General features: G+C 71.4%; 14 protein-coding genes. 7 read left to right on the top strand and 7 right to left on the bottom strand.

Annotated features, from left to right (window positions below; all coding sequences use genetic code 11):
* Window positions 1-182: 182 nt before the first annotated feature.
* Window positions 183-788 carry an RNA polymerase sigma factor gene (locus ACWDN5_RS15870; RefSeq protein ID WP_310976130.1) on the bottom strand — a complete coding sequence of 202 codons (606 nt, stop codon included), beginning with the start codon at window positions 786-788 and terminating at the stop codon, window positions 183-185.
* Between the two features lie 135 nt (window positions 789-923).
* Here ACWDN5_RS15870 and ACWDN5_RS15865 point away from each other — a divergent pair, with 135 nt between their 5' ends.
* The 4 genes from ACWDN5_RS15865 (at window position 924) to ACWDN5_RS15850 (ending at window position 6357) form a co-directional block, all read left to right on the top strand.
* Window positions 924-3695 (top strand): BTAD domain-containing putative transcriptional regulator, encoded by a 2772-nt coding sequence (locus tag ACWDN5_RS15865; RefSeq protein ID WP_449676813.1) that lies wholly within the window; start codon window positions 924-926, stop codon window positions 3693-3695.
* Window positions 3696-3715: 20 nt separating this feature from the next.
* Entirely contained in the window at window positions 3716-4006 is a 291-nt protein-coding gene (locus ACWDN5_RS15860; protein ID WP_449676812.1) for a hypothetical protein, read from the top strand.
* A gap of 37 nt (window positions 4007-4043) precedes the next feature.
* On the top strand, window positions 4044-5885 hold the full coding sequence (locus ACWDN5_RS15855) for a RiPP maturation radical SAM C-methyltransferase (RefSeq protein ID WP_449676811.1): 1842 nt from the start codon (window positions 4044-4046) through the stop codon (window positions 5883-5885).
* A 70-nt stretch (window positions 5886-5955) separates the two neighbouring features.
* Complete coding sequence (locus tag ACWDN5_RS15850; protein WP_310976134.1) at window positions 5956-6357, top strand: DUF6294 family protein; 402 nt, start codon at window positions 5956-5958, stop codon at window positions 6355-6357.
* Between the two features lie 53 nt (window positions 6358-6410).
* Here ACWDN5_RS15850 and ACWDN5_RS15845 read toward each other — a convergent pair whose 3' ends face one another.
* Window positions 6411-7247 carry a leishmanolysin-related zinc metalloendopeptidase gene (locus tag ACWDN5_RS15845; RefSeq protein WP_449676810.1) on the bottom strand — a complete coding sequence of 279 codons (837 nt, stop codon included), beginning with the start codon at window positions 7245-7247 and terminating at the stop codon, window positions 6411-6413.
* Between the two features lie 127 nt (window positions 7248-7374).
* On the opposite strand from ACWDN5_RS15845, the gene ACWDN5_RS15840 reads away from it, so the two are divergent.
* Window positions 7375-8649 carry a hypothetical protein gene (locus ACWDN5_RS15840; protein WP_449676809.1) on the top strand — a complete coding sequence of 425 codons (1275 nt, stop codon included), beginning with the start codon at window positions 7375-7377 and terminating at the stop codon, window positions 8647-8649.
* Window positions 8646-9311: a hypothetical protein gene (locus ACWDN5_RS15835; protein WP_449676808.1), complete on the top strand. Its 666-nt coding sequence runs from the start codon at window positions 8646-8648 to the stop codon at window positions 9309-9311. The genes ACWDN5_RS15840 and ACWDN5_RS15835 overlap by 4 nt, the downstream gene beginning before the upstream one ends.
* A gap of 7 nt (window positions 9312-9318) precedes the next feature.
* Here ACWDN5_RS15835 and ACWDN5_RS15830 read toward each other — a convergent pair whose 3' ends face one another.
* The 4 genes from ACWDN5_RS15830 to ACWDN5_RS15815 form a co-directional block, all read right to left on the bottom strand.
* Window positions 9319-10314 (bottom strand): YVTN family beta-propeller repeat protein, encoded by a 996-nt coding sequence (locus ACWDN5_RS15830; RefSeq protein ID WP_449676807.1) that lies wholly within the window; start codon window positions 10312-10314, stop codon window positions 9319-9321.
* 351 nt (window positions 10315-10665) lie between these two features.
* Window positions 10666-12117 (bottom strand): non-reducing end alpha-L-arabinofuranosidase family hydrolase, encoded by a 1452-nt coding sequence (locus ACWDN5_RS15825; protein ID WP_310976139.1) that lies wholly within the window; start codon window positions 12115-12117, stop codon window positions 10666-10668.
* Between the two features lie 270 nt (window positions 12118-12387).
* Window positions 12388-13440, bottom strand: a complete 1053-nt coding sequence (locus ACWDN5_RS15820) for an alpha/beta hydrolase (RefSeq protein WP_310976140.1) — start codon at window positions 13438-13440, stop codon at window positions 12388-12390.
* 52 nt (window positions 13441-13492) lie between these two features.
* Window positions 13493-14824: a cytochrome P450 gene (locus tag ACWDN5_RS15815; RefSeq protein WP_310976141.1), complete on the bottom strand. Its 1332-nt coding sequence runs from the start codon at window positions 14822-14824 to the stop codon at window positions 13493-13495.
* A 157-nt stretch (window positions 14825-14981) separates the two neighbouring features.
* On the opposite strand from ACWDN5_RS15815, the gene ACWDN5_RS15810 reads away from it, so the two are divergent.
* Window positions 14982-15809 (top strand): SAM-dependent methyltransferase, encoded by an 828-nt coding sequence (locus ACWDN5_RS15810; protein WP_449676806.1) that lies wholly within the window; start codon window positions 14982-14984, stop codon window positions 15807-15809.
* A 37-nt stretch (window positions 15810-15846) separates the two neighbouring features.
* Here ACWDN5_RS15810 and ACWDN5_RS15805 read toward each other — a convergent pair whose 3' ends face one another.
* A complete protein-coding gene (locus ACWDN5_RS15805) occupies window positions 15847-16434 on the bottom strand; it encodes a TetR/AcrR family transcriptional regulator (RefSeq protein WP_310976143.1) in 588 nt (195 codons plus the stop codon).
* Window positions 16435-16451 lie beyond the last annotated feature (17 nt).

The following is a 16451-nucleotide window of genomic DNA, read 5'->3' as shown; positions in this document are numbered from 1 at the left end:
GGATGGCCCGATCGGCGTAACCCGGGTGGCAGGAAACGACGCCGTTTTTCCGGTCACCGCACGGGCCGCGCGGGGCTACGGTGGTGGCGCGGCCCGAAACGCCCGCCGGCTCAGGTGGATGTCTTCAACGGCCGGTGACATGTGCGCTGCCGACCGGGTGGCCTCCGCCGCGGCCGCGTGTATCAAGCGGTGGCCCGCCCGCTCCGGGAAGTGTGCCCAGGGAAATCCGGCCGCTCCGCGGCCAGCAGCGCGACGATCGCCGGCGTGTTGCGTACCCTCGCCAGGCACCGGGCGCGCGACGGGCCGATCGAGCCGACCGGAATCCCCAGCGTCGTGCTGATTTCCCGGTAGGACCTGGGTGGGTCGTCGAACAGCAGCGAGAGCAGTTCCCGGTCCTGCCGCGACAGCTGGGCGCAGGCGTTGCGGGCGGCGACCAGCCGCTCGGCTCCGATCACCGTGGCGTCGGGCGCGGGCCCCTCGGGGTCGGCGAACATCGTGCTCTCGGTGGGGATCTGCCGGTTCCGGTGGCGCAGCAGCCGCAGGCACTCGTGCCGGGCGGTGGTGCGCAGCCAGCCGGGCAGCGCGTCCGGTTCGCGGATCTGCGCCAGGTTGGCCACCAGCTGCAGCCACACCGCGCCGCTGATGTCCTGGGCGTCGGCATCGCCGATCCGGTGTTGCCGGCACACCGCGTGGATCAGCGAAGAATAGCGGGCGACCAGCTCCCGCCAAGCCCATTCCGCACCTCGGGCCGCATTTTCCAGCAATCGTCCCGGCGACTCGTCCCGCATGGTCCCTCCTCGAACTCGGCTGTTCCCGGGTTCACGATTCCGCCACGCCCTGGACGCCGACCTTGCAGAGACCTTGCGGTGCGGGCAGCATCGACGTGGCCGGTCCGGACGCGTCGAGCACGGGGAGTCCGCCGCATGGAGTTTCTGCTGTTCGGGGCGGTGCAGCTGCGCGTCGCGGGAGAGCCGCTGGACGTCGGGACCCCACGACAGCAGGCCATTCTCGCGGCATTGGCGGTCGATGCCGGGCGCCCGGTTCCGATGGAGACGCTGATCGATCGGGTTTGGGGTGAAAACCCGCCGGAAGAGGCGCGCAATGTCGTCTATTCCCACCTGAGCCGAATACGCCGGCTCCTCGATCGGGTGACGGAACTGACCGGCACGCCGGCCGGGGTCACCCGGAAAACCGCGGGTTACCTGCTGGAAATCGACCCCGGTGTCGTCGACCTGCACCGGTTCGCCCACCTGGTCGACCGGGGCAACGATCTTCGCGCCACCGACGCCGACCGGGCCGCCGCGTTGTCGGAGGCCCTGCGCGGCTGGCGGGGTGCGCCGCTGGCCGGCCTCCACGGTGATTGGGCCGAGCAGGTCCGCACGGCCTGGCACCGCCGCCGGCTCGACGCGGCCGTCGCCTGGGGCGAGCTGGAACTGCGGCTCGGCCGGCCCGGCGCGGTGATCGGCGCGCTGCCCGAGCTGGCCGCGGAGTACCCGCTCGCGGAGCCGCTCGAAGCGTTGCTCATGCGCGCGCTGCACGCCGCGGGACGGGACGCGGAGGCGATCGAGCGCTACGCCGCCGTCCGCACCCGGCTCGCCGACGCGCTCGGCACCGACCCCGGCGCCGAGCTGCGGGCCCTGCACGGCGAGATCCTGCGGGGCGAGCTGCCGCCCGGCCCGCCCGCCGCACCGGCTTCCATCCCCGCGCAGCTGCCCCCGGACACGCCGGGGTTCGCGGGCCGGGAGCGGGCGCTGCGCCGCCTCGGCGAGATCGAGAGCGAGCGGTCCCCCGCCCCGCGGATCGTCGTGCTGTCGGGCACCGCCGGCGTCGGCAAGACGGCCCTGGCGTTGCACTGGGCCCACTCGGTGGCCGACGAGTTCCCCGACGGCCAGCTGTACGTGAACCTGCGCGGTTTCGATCCGACCGGGTCGCCGGTGGCTCCGGCCGACGCGGTGCGCGGGTTCCTCGAAGCCCTCGACGTCCCCGACAACCGGATCCCCCGCACCCTCGACGCGCAGGCCGGCCTGTACCGGACGCTCCTGGCGAACCGGCGTGTCCTGGTCGTGCTGGACAACGCCCGGGACGCCGGGCAGGTGCGCCCGCTGCTGCCGGGCGCACCGGGCAGCGTGGTGCTGGTGACCAGCCGCGACCAGCTCACCGGTCTGGTCACGGCCGGCGCCCGTCCCCTCGCGGTCGACCTCCTGGACACCGCGGAGGCGCGGGCGCTGCTGCGCGGCCGGCTGGGCGCGGACCGGATCGCGGCCGAGCCCGCGGCGGCGGACGAGATCATCACCCTGTGCGCCCACTTGCCGCTGGCCCTGGCGGTGGTGGCGGCGCGCGCGGCGATCCACCCCGGGTTCGGGCTGGCCGCGCTGGCCGGCCAGCTGCGGGACGCGCGTGGCCTCGACGAGTTCGCCGCCGCCGACCCGGCGACCGATCCCCGGGCGGTGTTCTCCTGGTCGTACCTGCGCCTGGATCCCGCGGCGGCCCGGCTGTTCCGCCTCCTCGGCCTGCACCCCGGCCCGGACCTCGGCACACCGGCGGCGGCGAGCCTGGCCGGGCTGCCCGCGGGACGAACCCGGGTGCTGCTGACCGAGCTGGCGCACGCGCACCTGATCGCCGAGCCGGCCCCCGGCCGCTACACCCTGCACGACCTGCTGCGCGCCTACGCCGCGGAGCTGGCGTTCGAGGAGGAGTCCCCCGCCGGGCGGGCCGGGGCGGCGCACCGGCTGCTCGGCCACTACGCCCACACCGCCTACCTCGCCGACGGCTTCCTCGACCCGCGGCTGGAAGTGCCGCCCGAGCTGACCCCGCTGCCCGAGGGAGCCGAGCCGGACCGGATCACCGACCACCGGCGGGCGCTGGCGTGGTTCGAGGCCGAGCACCGGGTGCTGCTGCAGGCCGTCCACGCGGACGCGGAGTTCGACGCCCGGGTCTGGGAGCTCGCCTGGTCGATGCAGCGGTTCCTGAACATGCGCGGGTACTGGCACGACGAGAAGGAAGTGCTCACCACCGCACTGGCCGCCGCGCGCCGGCTCGGTGACCGGCGCAAGCAGGCCTTCGCCCACCTGCACCTGGGCGGCACGCACGCCAGGTTCGGCCGGCACGCCGAAGCCGGCACCGACCTCGGAGCGGCCCTCGAGCTGTACCGCGCGAGCGCCGACGTCGTCGGGCAAGCCCACGCCCACCGCCAGTTCGCCTGGCTGCTCGACAAGCAAGGCCTCGCCGCGGACGCGCTCCCGCACGCCGAACAGGCCCTCGAGCTGTTCCAGGCGGCCGGGCACCGAGCAGGCGAGGCGACGGCGCTCAACGCCGTCGGCTGGTTCCACACCCTGCTCGGCGCGCACGCCAAGGCCATCGAGTTCTGCCAGCGGGCCCTCGACCTGCAGACGCTGCTCGGCGACCAGATGGGCGCCACCCAGAGCTGGCACAGCATCGGCTACGCCCACAAGCAGCTCGGGGATCACCCCCGGGCGATCGCCTGCTACGAGCGGGCGCTGGAGATCGTGCACCGCAACGGAAACCTCGTGACGGAGGCGCGGGTGCTGATCGAGCTCGCCAACCTCCGCCACGAACTGGGCGAGGTCGAGGCCGCCCGGTCCGGCTGGCAACAGGCGCACGACATCCTCGTCCACCTCGCGCACCCGGAGGCGGACGAAGTACGGATGAGATTGGCCGAAGTACACAGTGGATAGACACCGAACCGGAGGAAGAAATGACCAAGAAGGACCCGTCGGCGGAACTCGCCGATTTCTGGCCGAATCTGAAGAAACTGGCCGAGGCGCTCCCGGAGAAGCAGCAGGAATTCCTGTCCGCGGTGCTCTGGTTCGCCTGGCTCGCGACGGCGAAAGAGGGCGCGGTCGAGCGCCGGATCACGGAGGCTTTCAGCTCCGAGTTCGACGAGTCCTTCACGCCGGAGCAGCAGGAGTTGCTGGTGAACTACCAATCCGACTCCTCGGCGGCGTTCGTGGTGCCGCGGTTCATCAAGGCATCGTTCATCCGGTAGCACCCGAAGCCGCCGCGTGCGGGGTTGGAGCCCGGCCATGACCACGTCACCCGTTGTCCTCGTTTCGATGCCGTTCCTCGACGCCGATCGGCCGTCCATCCAGCTCGGGCTGCTCAAGGCGATCGGGGAACGGCACGGGTTCCCCGTCCGCACGCTGCACCTGAACCTCGACTTCGCCGTCCGGATCGGCCTCGAGCGGTACCGGAAGCTCGCCGACCACCGCGGCCGGCAGCTCGGCGACTGGCTCTTCTCCGTCGCGGCCTTCGGCGACGCCGCACCGGACCCGGACGGAAAGCTGCTCGCCGGGCTCGGTGCCGAACTGTCCTACCTGGACGACCCCGCCGGGGCGGCACCGGACTGGCTGGCGGCCGTCCGGGACCGGGACGTGCCCGCGTTCCTCGACGCCGTCGCCGACGAGCTCGCCGGAGCCCGGATCGTCGGCTTCAGCTGCACCTTCCAGCAGAACGTGGCGTCGTTCGCGCTGGCCCGCCGGCTCAAGGAGCGCGATCCCGGGGTCGTCACCGTGTTCGGCGGGGCCAACTTCGACGGCGAGATGGGCCTGGAGCTGGTCCGGTCCGTCGACTGCATCGACTTCGCCGTGCTCGGCGAAGGGGACGTCGCGTTCCCGCGCCTGCTGGAGGCGCTGACGACCGGCACGGACCCGGCAACCGTCCCCGGGGTCGCCCGCCGGGCCGGCGGCTCCGGCGGCGAGGTCGTCTCGGCTCCCGGCGAGGCGCCGCACGAACGGCTCGACGACCTGCCGGTGCCGGACTACGACGAGTACTTCGAGCGAGCCGGCCGGCTGGGGCTGCCCACCGGGCACGTCGCCCTGCCGTTCGAGTCGGCGCGCGGGTGCTGGTGGGGCGCCAAGCACCACTGCACGTTCTGCGGGCTCAACGGCACCACCATGCGGTTCCGCGCCAAGTCGCCGTCCCGGGTGCTCGGCGAACTGGACCGGCAGGCGCGGCGATACCGGACGTTCCGGTTCGACGCGGTCGACAACATCATGGAGCCCGGCTACCTCAAGACGCTGGTCCCGGCCCTGGCCGAGGCCGGCCGGGAGTACCAGCTCTTCTACGAGGTCAAGGCGAACCTGTCCCGCGCCCAGCTGAAGCTGCTCGCCGCGGCCGGCGTCACGCAGCTGCAGCCCGGCCTGGAGTCGCTGAGCTCCGAAGTGCTCCGGCTGATGGACAAGGGGGTCCGGGCGGCGCAGAACGTCAACCTCCTGCGCTGGGCCCGCTACTACGGCATCTCCGTCGCCTGGAACATCCTCTGGGGGTTCCCGGGCGAACCGGCCGGGGCGTACGCCGAACAGGCGGCGGTCATCCCGCACCTGGTCCACCTCCAGCCACCCGCCGGCGCGTCCCGGCTCTGGCTCGAGCGGTTCAGCCCGCTGTTCACCCGGCCCGGCCGGTTCCCGCTGCGGGCGCGGGAACCCGAGCCCAGCTACCGGCAGGTCTACCCACCCGCGGTGGACGTCCGCCGGGTCGCCTACTTCTTCGAGTACGAACCCGAGGACGAGTTGCCCGCGGAGGTCTACGCGCCGCTGCAGGAGGCGGTTTCGGCGTGGTCGGCGGCCTGGCGGGCGGCCCCGGAACCGGTGCTGGTGTACCGCTGCGCCCCGGGGTTCCTGCAGATCTACGACGGCCGCCACCCCGGCAGCCGCGGCACCCACACCTTCCGCGACACGCTCGCCGAGCTCTACCTCGCCTGTGCGGACCGGCCCCGCACCGCCGCGGCCGTGCACCGCGAACTCGGCCTCACCGTGGGCGTGCCCGCGGTCGAAGCCGCCTTCCGGCAGTTCGGGGCGCGGGGGCTGATGTTCCTCGACGGGAACCTCGCCCTCTCCCTCGCCCTGCCCGCGACACCCGGCCGGTGACCCGTATCAAGCGCCTCCCCCGCGGCTCTGTCCGGCGGTAGCACTGCGCACGAGCGGAAAGGCACTCGACATGGACCCGTCGGTCATCATGGAGGCGGCGAACGCCTCAGCGAAACGGCTCAGCGGCTGGACGCCGTGGGAATTCACCTGGGGGCTGATCCGGAAGGGGGACTGCACGATGTTCGAGGGCGCCAAGTGGACCCTGTTCCCCGACGGGACCGCCGCCTTCGACGCCACGGTGACCAGCGGGGACGACGATGACGCCTGGGTCATCTGGCACGTCGACCTGCTCGACGCCAACCGGGCGATCCTGGGGTCGCTGGCCACCGAACACCCGGTCGGCGGCGACTGGCGCAAGTTCGTGCAGAACATGCCGAGCAGCGCCGAACGCTACCGGTTCCGGGCCTGGGCGACCTTCGACACCGGCCTCTGGGACGACATCGTCCACCTCAAGATGCATTCGAGCTGCTGACCGGCCGGTGGCCGGTTCCGCGGTGGCGGAACCGGCCCACGGGACCCGCCTTCTCAGCCGCGCACGTCCTGCCGGGACAGCTCGACCGGAGCCGGCGTGACCGCCAGCGCGTGCACCGCCACGCCCGCCGCCGTCGGCGCCAGGTCCGCCGGCAGCTCGTAGGCGTCCGCCGCGTCGATGTCGACCTGGTAGCCGAGGTCGCCGAGGGAAGCGACGGTGACCCGGCTGAGCGGGTTCGGGGCGTGGCCGACGAAACCGGTCATCAGCTCGTTGCCGAAGGTGCGGTCCCGCCAGTGCACGTCCCGGGTGCCCGGCCCGCCGGTGTCCTCCACCGGCACCCGCACCGGCTCGCCGGCCCCGAGCAGCAGCTTGTGGTACTCGGCCATCGCCGCCGGGCCGGCGAACACCGGGTCGCTGGTGCCCTTGCCGACCAGCAGGCCCTTGGGGCCCCAGAGTGAGCCGACGCCGAGGACGTGGCCCATCTCGTGGGTGATCACGTCCCCGAGAATGCCGGTGGCCTCCATCTTGGCCAGGTCGGCCCGGTCGAACGTCATTTCCCCGCGGACCGGCAGCAGCGCCCACGGTTCGGGGCCCGCCGGCCGCACGTGGGTGATGCGCGCCTGGCCGAGGATGTGGCCCTCGCCGTCGATGTCGGCGCCCTTGGCGACGATCAGCACGTCGTCGATCGGTTCGCCCTCGAACACGACGTCCGGCAGGTCGCCGACGATCACCGTCGCCCAGCGGTCGGCGGCCGCGGCGAAAGCGTCCTGCTGGACCTGGGTCAGCCCGCCGGCGAACTCGACGGTGATGGTGAACGGCGAGGTGGTGCCCGTCAGCAGCCGGGCGCGTTCGGCGTCGGCGCGGGCGTGGTGGGTCTTCGGTTCCGGCATGGTCGTTCCTTCCGCAGTGGGAGCTGTGCCGGACAGAGCCCGGAAACGTCCGGCAGATACACCGGCGTTCCCGGCGTATTTCCCCGGCGGCTCGCGGCTCCGTCTCGATGACGGAAGGGGACAAACCGTGAGCGTCCTGCTGATCCTTCTCGCGTTGTCGCTGGTGGCCGTGCTGCTCTGGCGACGACGCCGCCGCCGCGCGGACCGGCCCGCGGCGCTCCTCGCCGGCCCGCCCGGCGGGATCCCGGCGTTCCGGATCGTCACACTCGGGCTGCAGGGCTCGGGCAAGACGCTGCTGCTGACCGGGATCTACCGCCGGCTGCAGACCCCGGGTGACCGCGGCTTCTACCTGCGCGTGCCGCACGAGCAGCTGATCGAGCTGAACCGGTGGTACCGCAAGGCGGCCGACGTCCACGAAGAGTGGCCGCGCGGCACCACCCGCGGCGAACTGCGCGAGTTCGAGTTCAGCGTGCTGACCGACGTCGCCGGCGCGGCCGAACCCGTCGTCAAGCTCGGCTACCTCGAGTACCCGGGCGAACTGCTGACCGACCCGGACGCGCCGGGCTCGACCGCGCAGGCGACGCTGCTGGAAGCGATCGCCGACGCCGACGCGCTCGTCGGCATCATCGACGGCTTCCGCCTGCTGCAGGCCGAACAGGGCGACCAGCGGGGCATGCTGATGCTCGAGGCGTCCCTCGACGCGATGATCAACGCGATGCTGCCGGTGCGCAGCCCGATCGTCTTCGTCATCACCAAGTGGGACCTGCTCGACCACCTGCACCCGGACGAGAACGAGCGGCTGCGGATCGTCCGCGACCGGCTGATGCGGACGCCGGGGTTCGCCGACCTGGTCAAGGTGCACAGCGCCCGCCGGATCGTGCGGCTGATCCCGGTGACCGCGGTCGGGCACGACTTCGCCGTCTTCTCGGACGGCATGGTCCGGAAGAAGCCCGACGGGCACTTCCGGCCCGGCAACGTCGAAGCCGCGTTGTCGGTGGTCGTGCCGGACATCCTGCGCCAGACCGAACTCGCCCTCGACCGGGCCACCCGCGCGGAGCTGCTCGAGGCCGCGCAACGGCGGCTGCGGATGGGCCCGGCCGAGGCACTGCGAACCCTCGGCGGCTACCTCACCGCGCACGCCGCGCGGGTGCTGGCCTCCGCGGTCGGCGCGGGCCTGGTCGCCGAGTCGAGCCTGATGCTGCTGCTGGACACCCTGCGCCCGCACGACGACCCGGCCGAGCGCGGCGCCCGGATGGCCCGGCTCGGCGAGGCCGACCAGCTGGCCGAGCACTACGTCCAGGCCCGCCGGCGCGTGGTCGGCGAGCTGCAGCGGCAGGTCGCGGTGCTTGAAGCGAAACTGCCGGTGTCCCGCCTCGGCGGCGACCGCTGGGGCGACTGGTGACCGGCCGGGCGTGGCCGTTCCTGATCGCCCGCGGACGGCGGCGCGGCTACTCGGCCCTGCTGGTGCCGGGCTTCCTGCCGGAGCACGGGTTCCTCGAAGCCACCGCGACACCGCTGGACGACGTGCCATCGCGTGCCGCGCCGACACCGTACGGGGTGCTGGTCTGGGCCGAGCACGCCGTGACCGAGGTGGAATCCGGCGGCGAACCCCGCGACGAGTACGGCCGCCCGCTCGTGCTGCTGCACGGGTTCCTCTGCCCCGACGGCGATCCCGCGACGGTCACGGGCGCGTTGTCCCGGACGCGGGCCGTCGCGCTCACGGTGTACGGCCGGTTCCTCGCCGGCGAAGAGGACTTCCGGGCGGAGCGTTCGGAGCCGTTCGCGATCGACGTGGTGGCGCGCCCGCGCGTGTCGCCGGCCGAAGCGCCGGTGCGGTCCCGGCGCGGCCTCGCGTGGGCGGGCGCCGGCGGGCTGGTGGCGGCGGGCGCGGTGGCCGCGGTGGTGGGGTTCGCCTCCGGCGGTGCGGCGCCACCGCCGGTGTGCGGCGCCGACGTCGTTGCACTCACAGTCGCACCGACGTCTCCGGCGTCTCCGGCGGCGACTTGCGTGCGCGGGGGGACGACCGTGACGTACTCACCGTCGCCGTCCGGCCGCCCGCGGTGAACCGAGGTCAGGACGTCACGGCGAGGCCCTCGGGTTCGCTGCCGACGGGCACGGTCGCGACGACCGTGTTCGTCGCGATGTCGATCACCGACATCGAGCCCGACGCCGAATTCGTGACGAAGACGTAGCTGGTGTCGGGGGCCGCCGCCACGCCTTCGGGCTCGCCCTGCACCGGGATCGTCACCGGCGGGTTCCGGCCGAGCAGGGACACCGTGCCGGAGCCGGCGTTGGCGACGTAGACCTGCCCGCGCGGGGTGACCGCGACCCCCATCGGCACCTCCCCGACCGGTTGCGTCGTCATCAGCGTCGGCCCGGCGGCGTTGATGGCGTTCACGCTGTTGGCGCCGGTCGCGGCCACGTAGACGCGGTCGCCGGCCGGGCTGGTCGCGATCCCGGCCGGGAAGCGGCCCACCGGCAGCGTGGCCACGACCCGGTCGGTCCCGGCGTCGATGACCGACACAGTGGCCGCACCGTTGTTGGTGACGTACACCCGGCGCCCGTCCGGGCTGGCAGCCGGGCTGTGCGGGAACCGGCCCACCGGGATCTGCCGCACGACCGTGTTCGTCGCGGTGTCGAGCACCGAGACCGTGTCGGCCCCGAAGTTCGTCACGTAGGCGTGCGAACCGGCGACCGCCACACCGAACGGGTGCAGGCCCACCGGCACCGTGGCCACGGTGGAGTACGTGCGGGCGTCGATCACCGAAACGGTGTCGGAGAGCTCGTTGGTGACGTAGACCCGGTCCCCGCCGGGGGCCGCGCCGACGCCGACCGGTGACCGGCCGACCCGGACGGTGGCGACCACCTCCTGCATCCGGGTGTCGTACACGGTGACGTTGTCCGAACCGCTGTTGGCCACGAACACCTGCACCCGCGCGGGATAGGCGTGCGCGTCCGGGCCGAGCGAGGCGGCGGCCAGCAGCAGCGCCGCCAGTACCCCGCCGGCCCGCCCGGCGCGGGGGCGTCGCGCCCGCGGAATCGTCGTCGCGCCATTGCCGAATGACATAACCTTCTCCGGTTCAGCAGCCAACCCTGCCCTTGATCGAAAACGAAGGCTCTCGTGATCGGACGCCTTCGGGGAAGCCGGTCGGCGAAGCGCTTGTGGCGCGCCGTTTCCCGGGCCGGGATCACGCTAACCGACGGCTCGGCGAACCGGCCACCGGAACAAGATCATGATCGCCTTGACGAGTGAACCCGGCGCCGGGACCCGGTATTCGCCGCATAAACCTTTTCAACCCGACCGGGTGGCACGGACGTCGCGGAAAACGGGTCTCGGCGCCATTTCCGGTGATTCACGAAAACGAGGAGGAGCCCCAGCCGGTGCTCGGCTGGGGCTCCTCCTCGGATCACTCAGGTGCTAGCGCTGCAGCGTCAGCACGCCCGGGCGCCACGGGAGGCGGTTGTAGTCGCCGCCCGCTGCCGGGTCCTTGCCCTGGTAGAGGAACTGGAGGTTGCAGGGGTCGATGGTCTTGGTCTGGTCGGGGTTGGTGCGGACCAGGTCGCCGTGGCTGATGTCGTTGGTCCAGCTCGCACCGCTGTTGGCCTTGCCCGCGAACGGCCGGCTCTCACTGGCCGCCTGCGGGGTCCACGAACCGCTCAGGCTGTTCGAGGTGAACGACCGGAAGTAGCGGCCGCCCGAGCCCATCGCCTCGACGATCATCAGGTACTGGTTCTGGCCCTGGACCTTGTAGACCTCGACGGCCTCGAACAGGTTGGCCTGCGTGTCGCTCATGATCGTCGTGTAGTTCGACCCGAAGCTGCCCGGGAAGTTCCCGATCGGCATGCTCGCCCGGTAGATCTTGCCGTTGTCACCGGCGAAGAACAGGTACATGTTCGAGCCGTCGGCGATCAGGGTCTGGTCGATCGGGCCGGTGCCGGAGCCGGAGATGCTGCCGGTGAACAGCGGCTGCGGCGCGGACCACCCGTTGGGGTTGGTCGGGTCGCTCGACGTGCGGTAGATGAACGGCCACTGCCCCCACTGGTAGGCCAGCACCCAGATGTTCTTGGGCGCGAAGTAGAACAGCGTCGGGGCGACCGTGCCGGAGTTCATCCCGTTCTGGCCGGCCGAAGCCATGTCCGACCAGTTCGTGAAGGGGCTGAAGGCCATCGAGCCGTACGACCCGGACGAGTTGACCGTCGAGCCGTAGACCAGGTGCTTGCCGTTGTAGACGACGTTGGTGAAGTCCTTGAGCGACAGCCACCCGTTCTTCGGCTGCGCCAGCGCACCCGAGGAGGACCAGCGGTAGGTCGAGGGCAGGGAGCAGCCGGTGCCGCCGCCGGTCGTCGTCGTGGTGGTGGTCGGCGTGGTGCCGGACAGGCCGGTCCACTGCTGGTTGCTGCCGCCGTGGCAGGTCCACATGGCGACCGCGGTGCCGTTGGCCGTGCCGGCGCCGGTGACGTCCAGGCAGAGCCCGGACTGGACTCCGACGACCGAGCCGTCGGAGTTCACCCGCCACTGCTGGTTGGCCCCGCCGTGACAGGTCCAGATCTGCACCTTGGTACCGGCGGTGGTCCCGCTGCCGGCCACGTCCAGGCACTTGTTCCCGAACACCGTCAGCTGCCCGCTGGCGGTCGACGTCCACTGCTGGCCGGCACCGCCCGAGCAGTCGTAGATCTGTACCCCCGTGCCGTCGGCCTGGTTCGCGTTCTGGACGTCCAGGCAGCGGCCTGAACCGACGCCGCGCAGGGCGCCGGTGGCGTCGGCTTCCGCGGCGCCGGCCCCGAACAACGCCGTCACCGCGACCGTCGCCGCGGCGGCGGACACGGCCATCAGGTGCCGGCTCCTGCGGCTGATGCTTCTTCTGTTCATGACGATCTTCTCCCGGTCAGCTACCCGCCGTTGGACGGCCAGATCGGTATTCGTCCAAGCAAGACTGTTATCGCTAACATGCGTCGGGCAAGCCTGAACTTCCGGCAGCGTGATTGTCAATGCACGCGCACCGGCCCAGCCGCTTCCGGCGCCGGACCGGGCCGCTTTGCCTCCTCAGGACCACTGTCCGCGGTCCACAAAGGACAACCGAACCGTGAAACTTACACGGCTCGCCGCCCGTCGAAACTTTCGAGACCGCTGGTCACGGCCTCAGCGGCCGACCTTGCGATCGGCCCAGCCGATCACCGCCCGGAAGTAGTCCGGCGCGTTGGGCGCGTAGTTGATCGCGTGCCCGTAGCCCTGCAGCGCATACGTCGTCAGATCCACTCCGGCCGCGTAGTACGGCGCCTCCGACGTCTTGATCCCGCCCGCCGACGCACAATCGGTCGCCAGCAGCCCGCAGAACACCGTGTCCTGGCCCAGCACGACCATCACCGGGCGATTGATCAGCAGCGAATACGGCGCGATGATGCCGATCGGGAAGAGGTCGGCCGCCTGCTCGTAGGCCGAGGTGTCCTTGGTCGCCTCGTCGAAGGCGATCGCGCCGTCGACCTTGGGCCCCGGCGCGTGGAAGATCGCGTACCGGCTGCCCGGCGTCGTCGTCAGGTAACCGGGGTCGTAGCCGCCCGTGGCGAACCGCGGGTCGAGCAGGGCCGGATAGGTCGCGGCGAACACCGCCGCCGTCCCGGTCAGGTTCAGCTTGTGGGCCAGCCCGGTCACCAGCACCGCGTCGACGTCCCGGAACGTCCCCGCCTCGATGCTCGCGGTACCCGACCCGAACGAATGCCCGGCCAGGATCACCTTGCCGAACCGCGCCCCCTGCGAGCCGGACCGGACCGCCTGGATCACCTGGTGCACCACCGCGGCCTCGGTGACCGTCGTCAGCACCGCACTCGGCGGAGTCGTGCTGCCCCCGGTACCCAGCCGGTCGAGCGCCAGCGTGGCGTACCCGGCGTTGTTCATCGCCAGCCGGTACGACCGGATCTCCGGCTGGTACCCGATGTCCCAGTACGAACTGTTGTACGTGCCGCCGGGAATCAGCACCTGCACCGTGTTCGCACCCCCCGCGGGCACGCACAGGGTGCCGTGCATCGTCTGCGGGAGCGCCACGAGCGTCACCGGGAAAAACACGTCCCGGCAGCTCGCGCCCTCCGCTCTCGCGGAAACGGGCAGGAGCAGGAAGCCCAGAGCCACCAGCACGAGCACGATGCCCCGCCGGCGACGACCGGCGGCGCGCGTCATCCCACCACGGATTTCGGACACGGGAACATACCTCCGAAGGAAATCAGACGAACAAAACGATCGAAAAAACGGATCAGACCGCGCGCCGGGGCCGCACGGTCATCGGCATCCGATCGGGATAAGCCGCCGACGTCACCGTCAGGCGCACCGGCACCCCCGGCACCGGGAACAGCTCCCACCCGGCCAGCACGGTCGCCGCGACCAGCGTGATCTCGGTGTGCGCGAAAGCCTGCCCGAGGCACTGCCGGCCACCCGCACCGAACGGGATGTACGCCCCCCTCGGGACGCGCGCCGCCCGCTCGGGCAGCCAGCGATCGGGATCGAACCGCTCCGGGTCTTCGTGGAACCGCGGATCGAAGTGCAGCGAAAACGGGCTGAACATGACCTCCGTCCCGGCGGGCAGCCGCACCCCGCCGAGCTCGACGTCCCGCAGCGCCCGCCGCATCAGGATCCAGATCGGGTACATCCGCAGCACCTCGCCGACCACCCGGCGCAGGTACGGCAGCTTCCCGACGTCGGCGAACGTGGCCGCCCGGCCGGCCAGGACCTCGTCCACCTCGGCCCGCACCCGACCCGCCACCTCCGGGTGCCGCGCCAGCTCGTGGAACAGCCAGGTCAACGCCACGGCACTGGTCTCGCTGCCCGCGGTGAGCAGCGTGACCACCTCGTCGTAGACCTGGTCGTCGGTCATGCCCTCACCGGTGTCCGGATCCCGGGCCAGCATCAGCATGGACAACAGATCCCCGTGGTCCTCCCCGGTGACCCGCCACCCGGCGATGACCTCGTGCACGATCCCCCGGAGCCGGTCCACGGCCTGGTCGAACCGCCGGTTCGCGGGCACGACCGGCACGTGTTCGAGCACCCGCGGCGACAACGCCCGCACCATCCCCGCCTTGAGCACCACCGGGATCGACCGGCGGGCCTCCGCGACCGCCCTCCGCCCGAGCTCGGTCGCGAACAGCGTCTCCCCGACCACGGTGATGGCCAACCGCTGCATGTCGGCGTCCAGCCGGCGCACCTCACCCGCCCGCCAAGTACCGGTCAGCTCATCGGTGGCACGCACCATCGTGTCCGCATACGCCGCCAGCCGCGCCGCGTGGAAGGCGGGCTGCACCAGCCGTCGCTGCCGCAGGTGGAACGCACCTTCCGACATCACCAGCCCGTTTCCCATGAACGGCCGGAAACGGTCGAAGATGATCCCTTTCGAGAAGCTCGTCGCCTGGGTGACGAGAACGTGATTGACCAACTCCGGGCTCGTCAGGAAATACGTCTCCAGCGGACCGAGGAACAAGCGCACCATATCGCCGTGCGCACGCAGGGAAGACGTGAACCCGACGCGCCGCCGCAACAACGACGGAGTGTGTCCCAGCAGGAGCCGGCGGCCTGGTGCGACCGGGACGGTCATTTCCTCTCCTTGGCAGTCCGGAAGAGGACTGCCACCCTAGGCCCGATCGGCGGCACGCGACAGCACCCATCGGCTGAATTGCCGTCACACCTATGGCGTAATCGCGGACGCCGCGTGAGTGAGTATGTTCTTCGTTCGACGGTGAGCGAGGTGCACGATGACACAACATCAAGAAGAGGAATGGGTCCCTCCGGGTATCGATACGACGAAACCCAGCAGTTCCCGGACCTACGACTACCTGCTGGGCGGCGCCCACAATTTCCAGGCCGACCGCGCCGCCGCGGAACAGGCCGAAAAGATCATGCCCGGCATCCGGGACGTCGCCCGGCTCAACCGCGCGTTCCTCGGCCGGGTCGTGCGCACCCTGATGGACCTGGGCATCCGCCAGTTCCTCGACATCGGCTCGGGAATCCCGACCGTGGGCAACGTCCACCAGATCGCCGGCGAAATCGACCCGCGCTGCCGGGTCGTCTACGTCGACCGCGACCCGATCGCCGTCGCGCACAGCAAGATGCTCCTGCGCACCAGCGAAAACGCCACCATCGCGCACGCCGACTTCACCGGCCCCGACGACCTTTTCGCCGACCCGGACGTGCGCCGCCTCGACTTCACCGAACCGATCGGGCTGCTGATGGTCGCCATGCTGCACTGGATCCCCGACGCCAGCGACCCGCACACCCTGCTCGCCGAGTACCGCCGCCGCGTCCCGGCCGGCAGCTACCTGGCCATCTCGCACATGATCAGCGACCAGGAAGGCAACCGGATCAACACCGCCGTGGGCAACTTCAACCAGGCCCGCGGCCAGGACCAGGCGACCACCCGCACGTACGAGGAAGTCGAGACGATGTTCGGCGACTTCGAGCTCATCGAACCCGGCCTGGTCGGCTGCGCCTTGTGGCGCCCGGGCGGCCCGGGCGACATTTCGAATGATCCCTACACCAATACTCAGCTCTACGGCGGGGTGGCTCGAAAAATCGCGGATTGAACCGCCATATATGACGTTATACAGAAAGATTTGCTGCTCAGGCCGGGCCGAGCAACGCGATCGACGCGCGCACCGCGACCTCGGTGACGTCCCCGGCCCGGCCGCCGTCCTCCACCGTCGTGGCGATCAGCTCGCGCAACCCGCCCAGGAGCATGATCGACAGCTGCCGCGAAGGCGGGCTGATCCCCGCCGCGCGCAGTGCAGGTGTGTCGGTCAGCTGCTGGGTCATCGTGATGAACGCTTCCATCACGTCGCGCTGCAGTTCGCGGGCCGCGGCGCCCAGCGCCGGTACGTCGCGGATCCAGCTCAGCGTGATCGCCGGCTCGGCTTCGGCACAGGCGATCCACGTCTCGATCGCCTGGCGCACCTGGGCTTTCCACGGCGCCTGTGGATCCACCGCCTCGGAGATCTGCTGGATCATCGAGCGGTTCGCCTCCGCCAGGAGCGCGATCAGGCACTCTTCGCGGCTGGAGAAGTGCTCGTAGAACGTCCGGCGGGACGTGCGGGCGCGGCGGACGACGTCGGCGACCGTCGTGTCGCGGAAGCCCACCTCGGTGATCGACCCGGCCAGCCCGTCCAAGAGGCGCTGCCGGTGCCGGCGGGTGTCGACGTCCACGGAAGTCACGCTATACCCCTCCCTTG

The sequence above is a fragment of the Amycolatopsis sp. NPDC003731 genome, from assembly GCF_053586895.1.
This window is presented reverse-complemented; position numbering and strand designations above follow the sequence as displayed.

Coding starts and splice junctions, on each gene's coding strand:
- ACWDN5_RS15870 (WP_310976130.1), bottom strand. CDS start 788: ATGCGGGACGAGTCGCCGGGACGATTGCTGGAAAATGCGGCCCGAGGT.
- ACWDN5_RS15865 (WP_449676813.1), top strand. CDS start 924: ATGGAGTTTCTGCTGTTCGGGGCGGTGCAGCTGCGCGTCGCGGGAGAG.
- ACWDN5_RS15860 (WP_449676812.1), top strand. CDS start 3,716: ATGACCAAGAAGGACCCGTCGGCGGAACTCGCCGATTTCTGGCCGAAT.
- ACWDN5_RS15855 (WP_449676811.1), top strand. CDS start 4,044: ATGACCACGTCACCCGTTGTCCTCGTTTCGATGCCGTTCCTCGACGCC.
- ACWDN5_RS15850 (WP_310976134.1), top strand. CDS start 5,956: ATGGACCCGTCGGTCATCATGGAGGCGGCGAACGCCTCAGCGAAACGG.
- ACWDN5_RS15845 (WP_449676810.1), bottom strand. CDS start 7,247: ATGCCGGAACCGAAGACCCACCACGCCCGCGCCGACGCCGAACGCGCC.
- ACWDN5_RS15830 (WP_449676807.1), bottom strand. CDS start 10,314: ATGTCATTCGGCAATGGCGCGACGACGATTCCGCGGGCGCGACGCCCC.
- ACWDN5_RS15825 (WP_310976139.1), bottom strand. CDS start 12,117: ATGAACAGAAGAAGCATCAGCCGCAGGAGCCGGCACCTGATGGCCGTG.
- ACWDN5_RS15815 (WP_310976141.1), bottom strand. CDS start 14,824: ATGACCGTCCCGGTCGCACCAGGCCGCCGGCTCCTGCTGGGACACACT.
- ACWDN5_RS15810 (WP_449676806.1), top strand. CDS start 14,982: ATGACACAACATCAAGAAGAGGAATGGGTCCCTCCGGGTATCGATACG.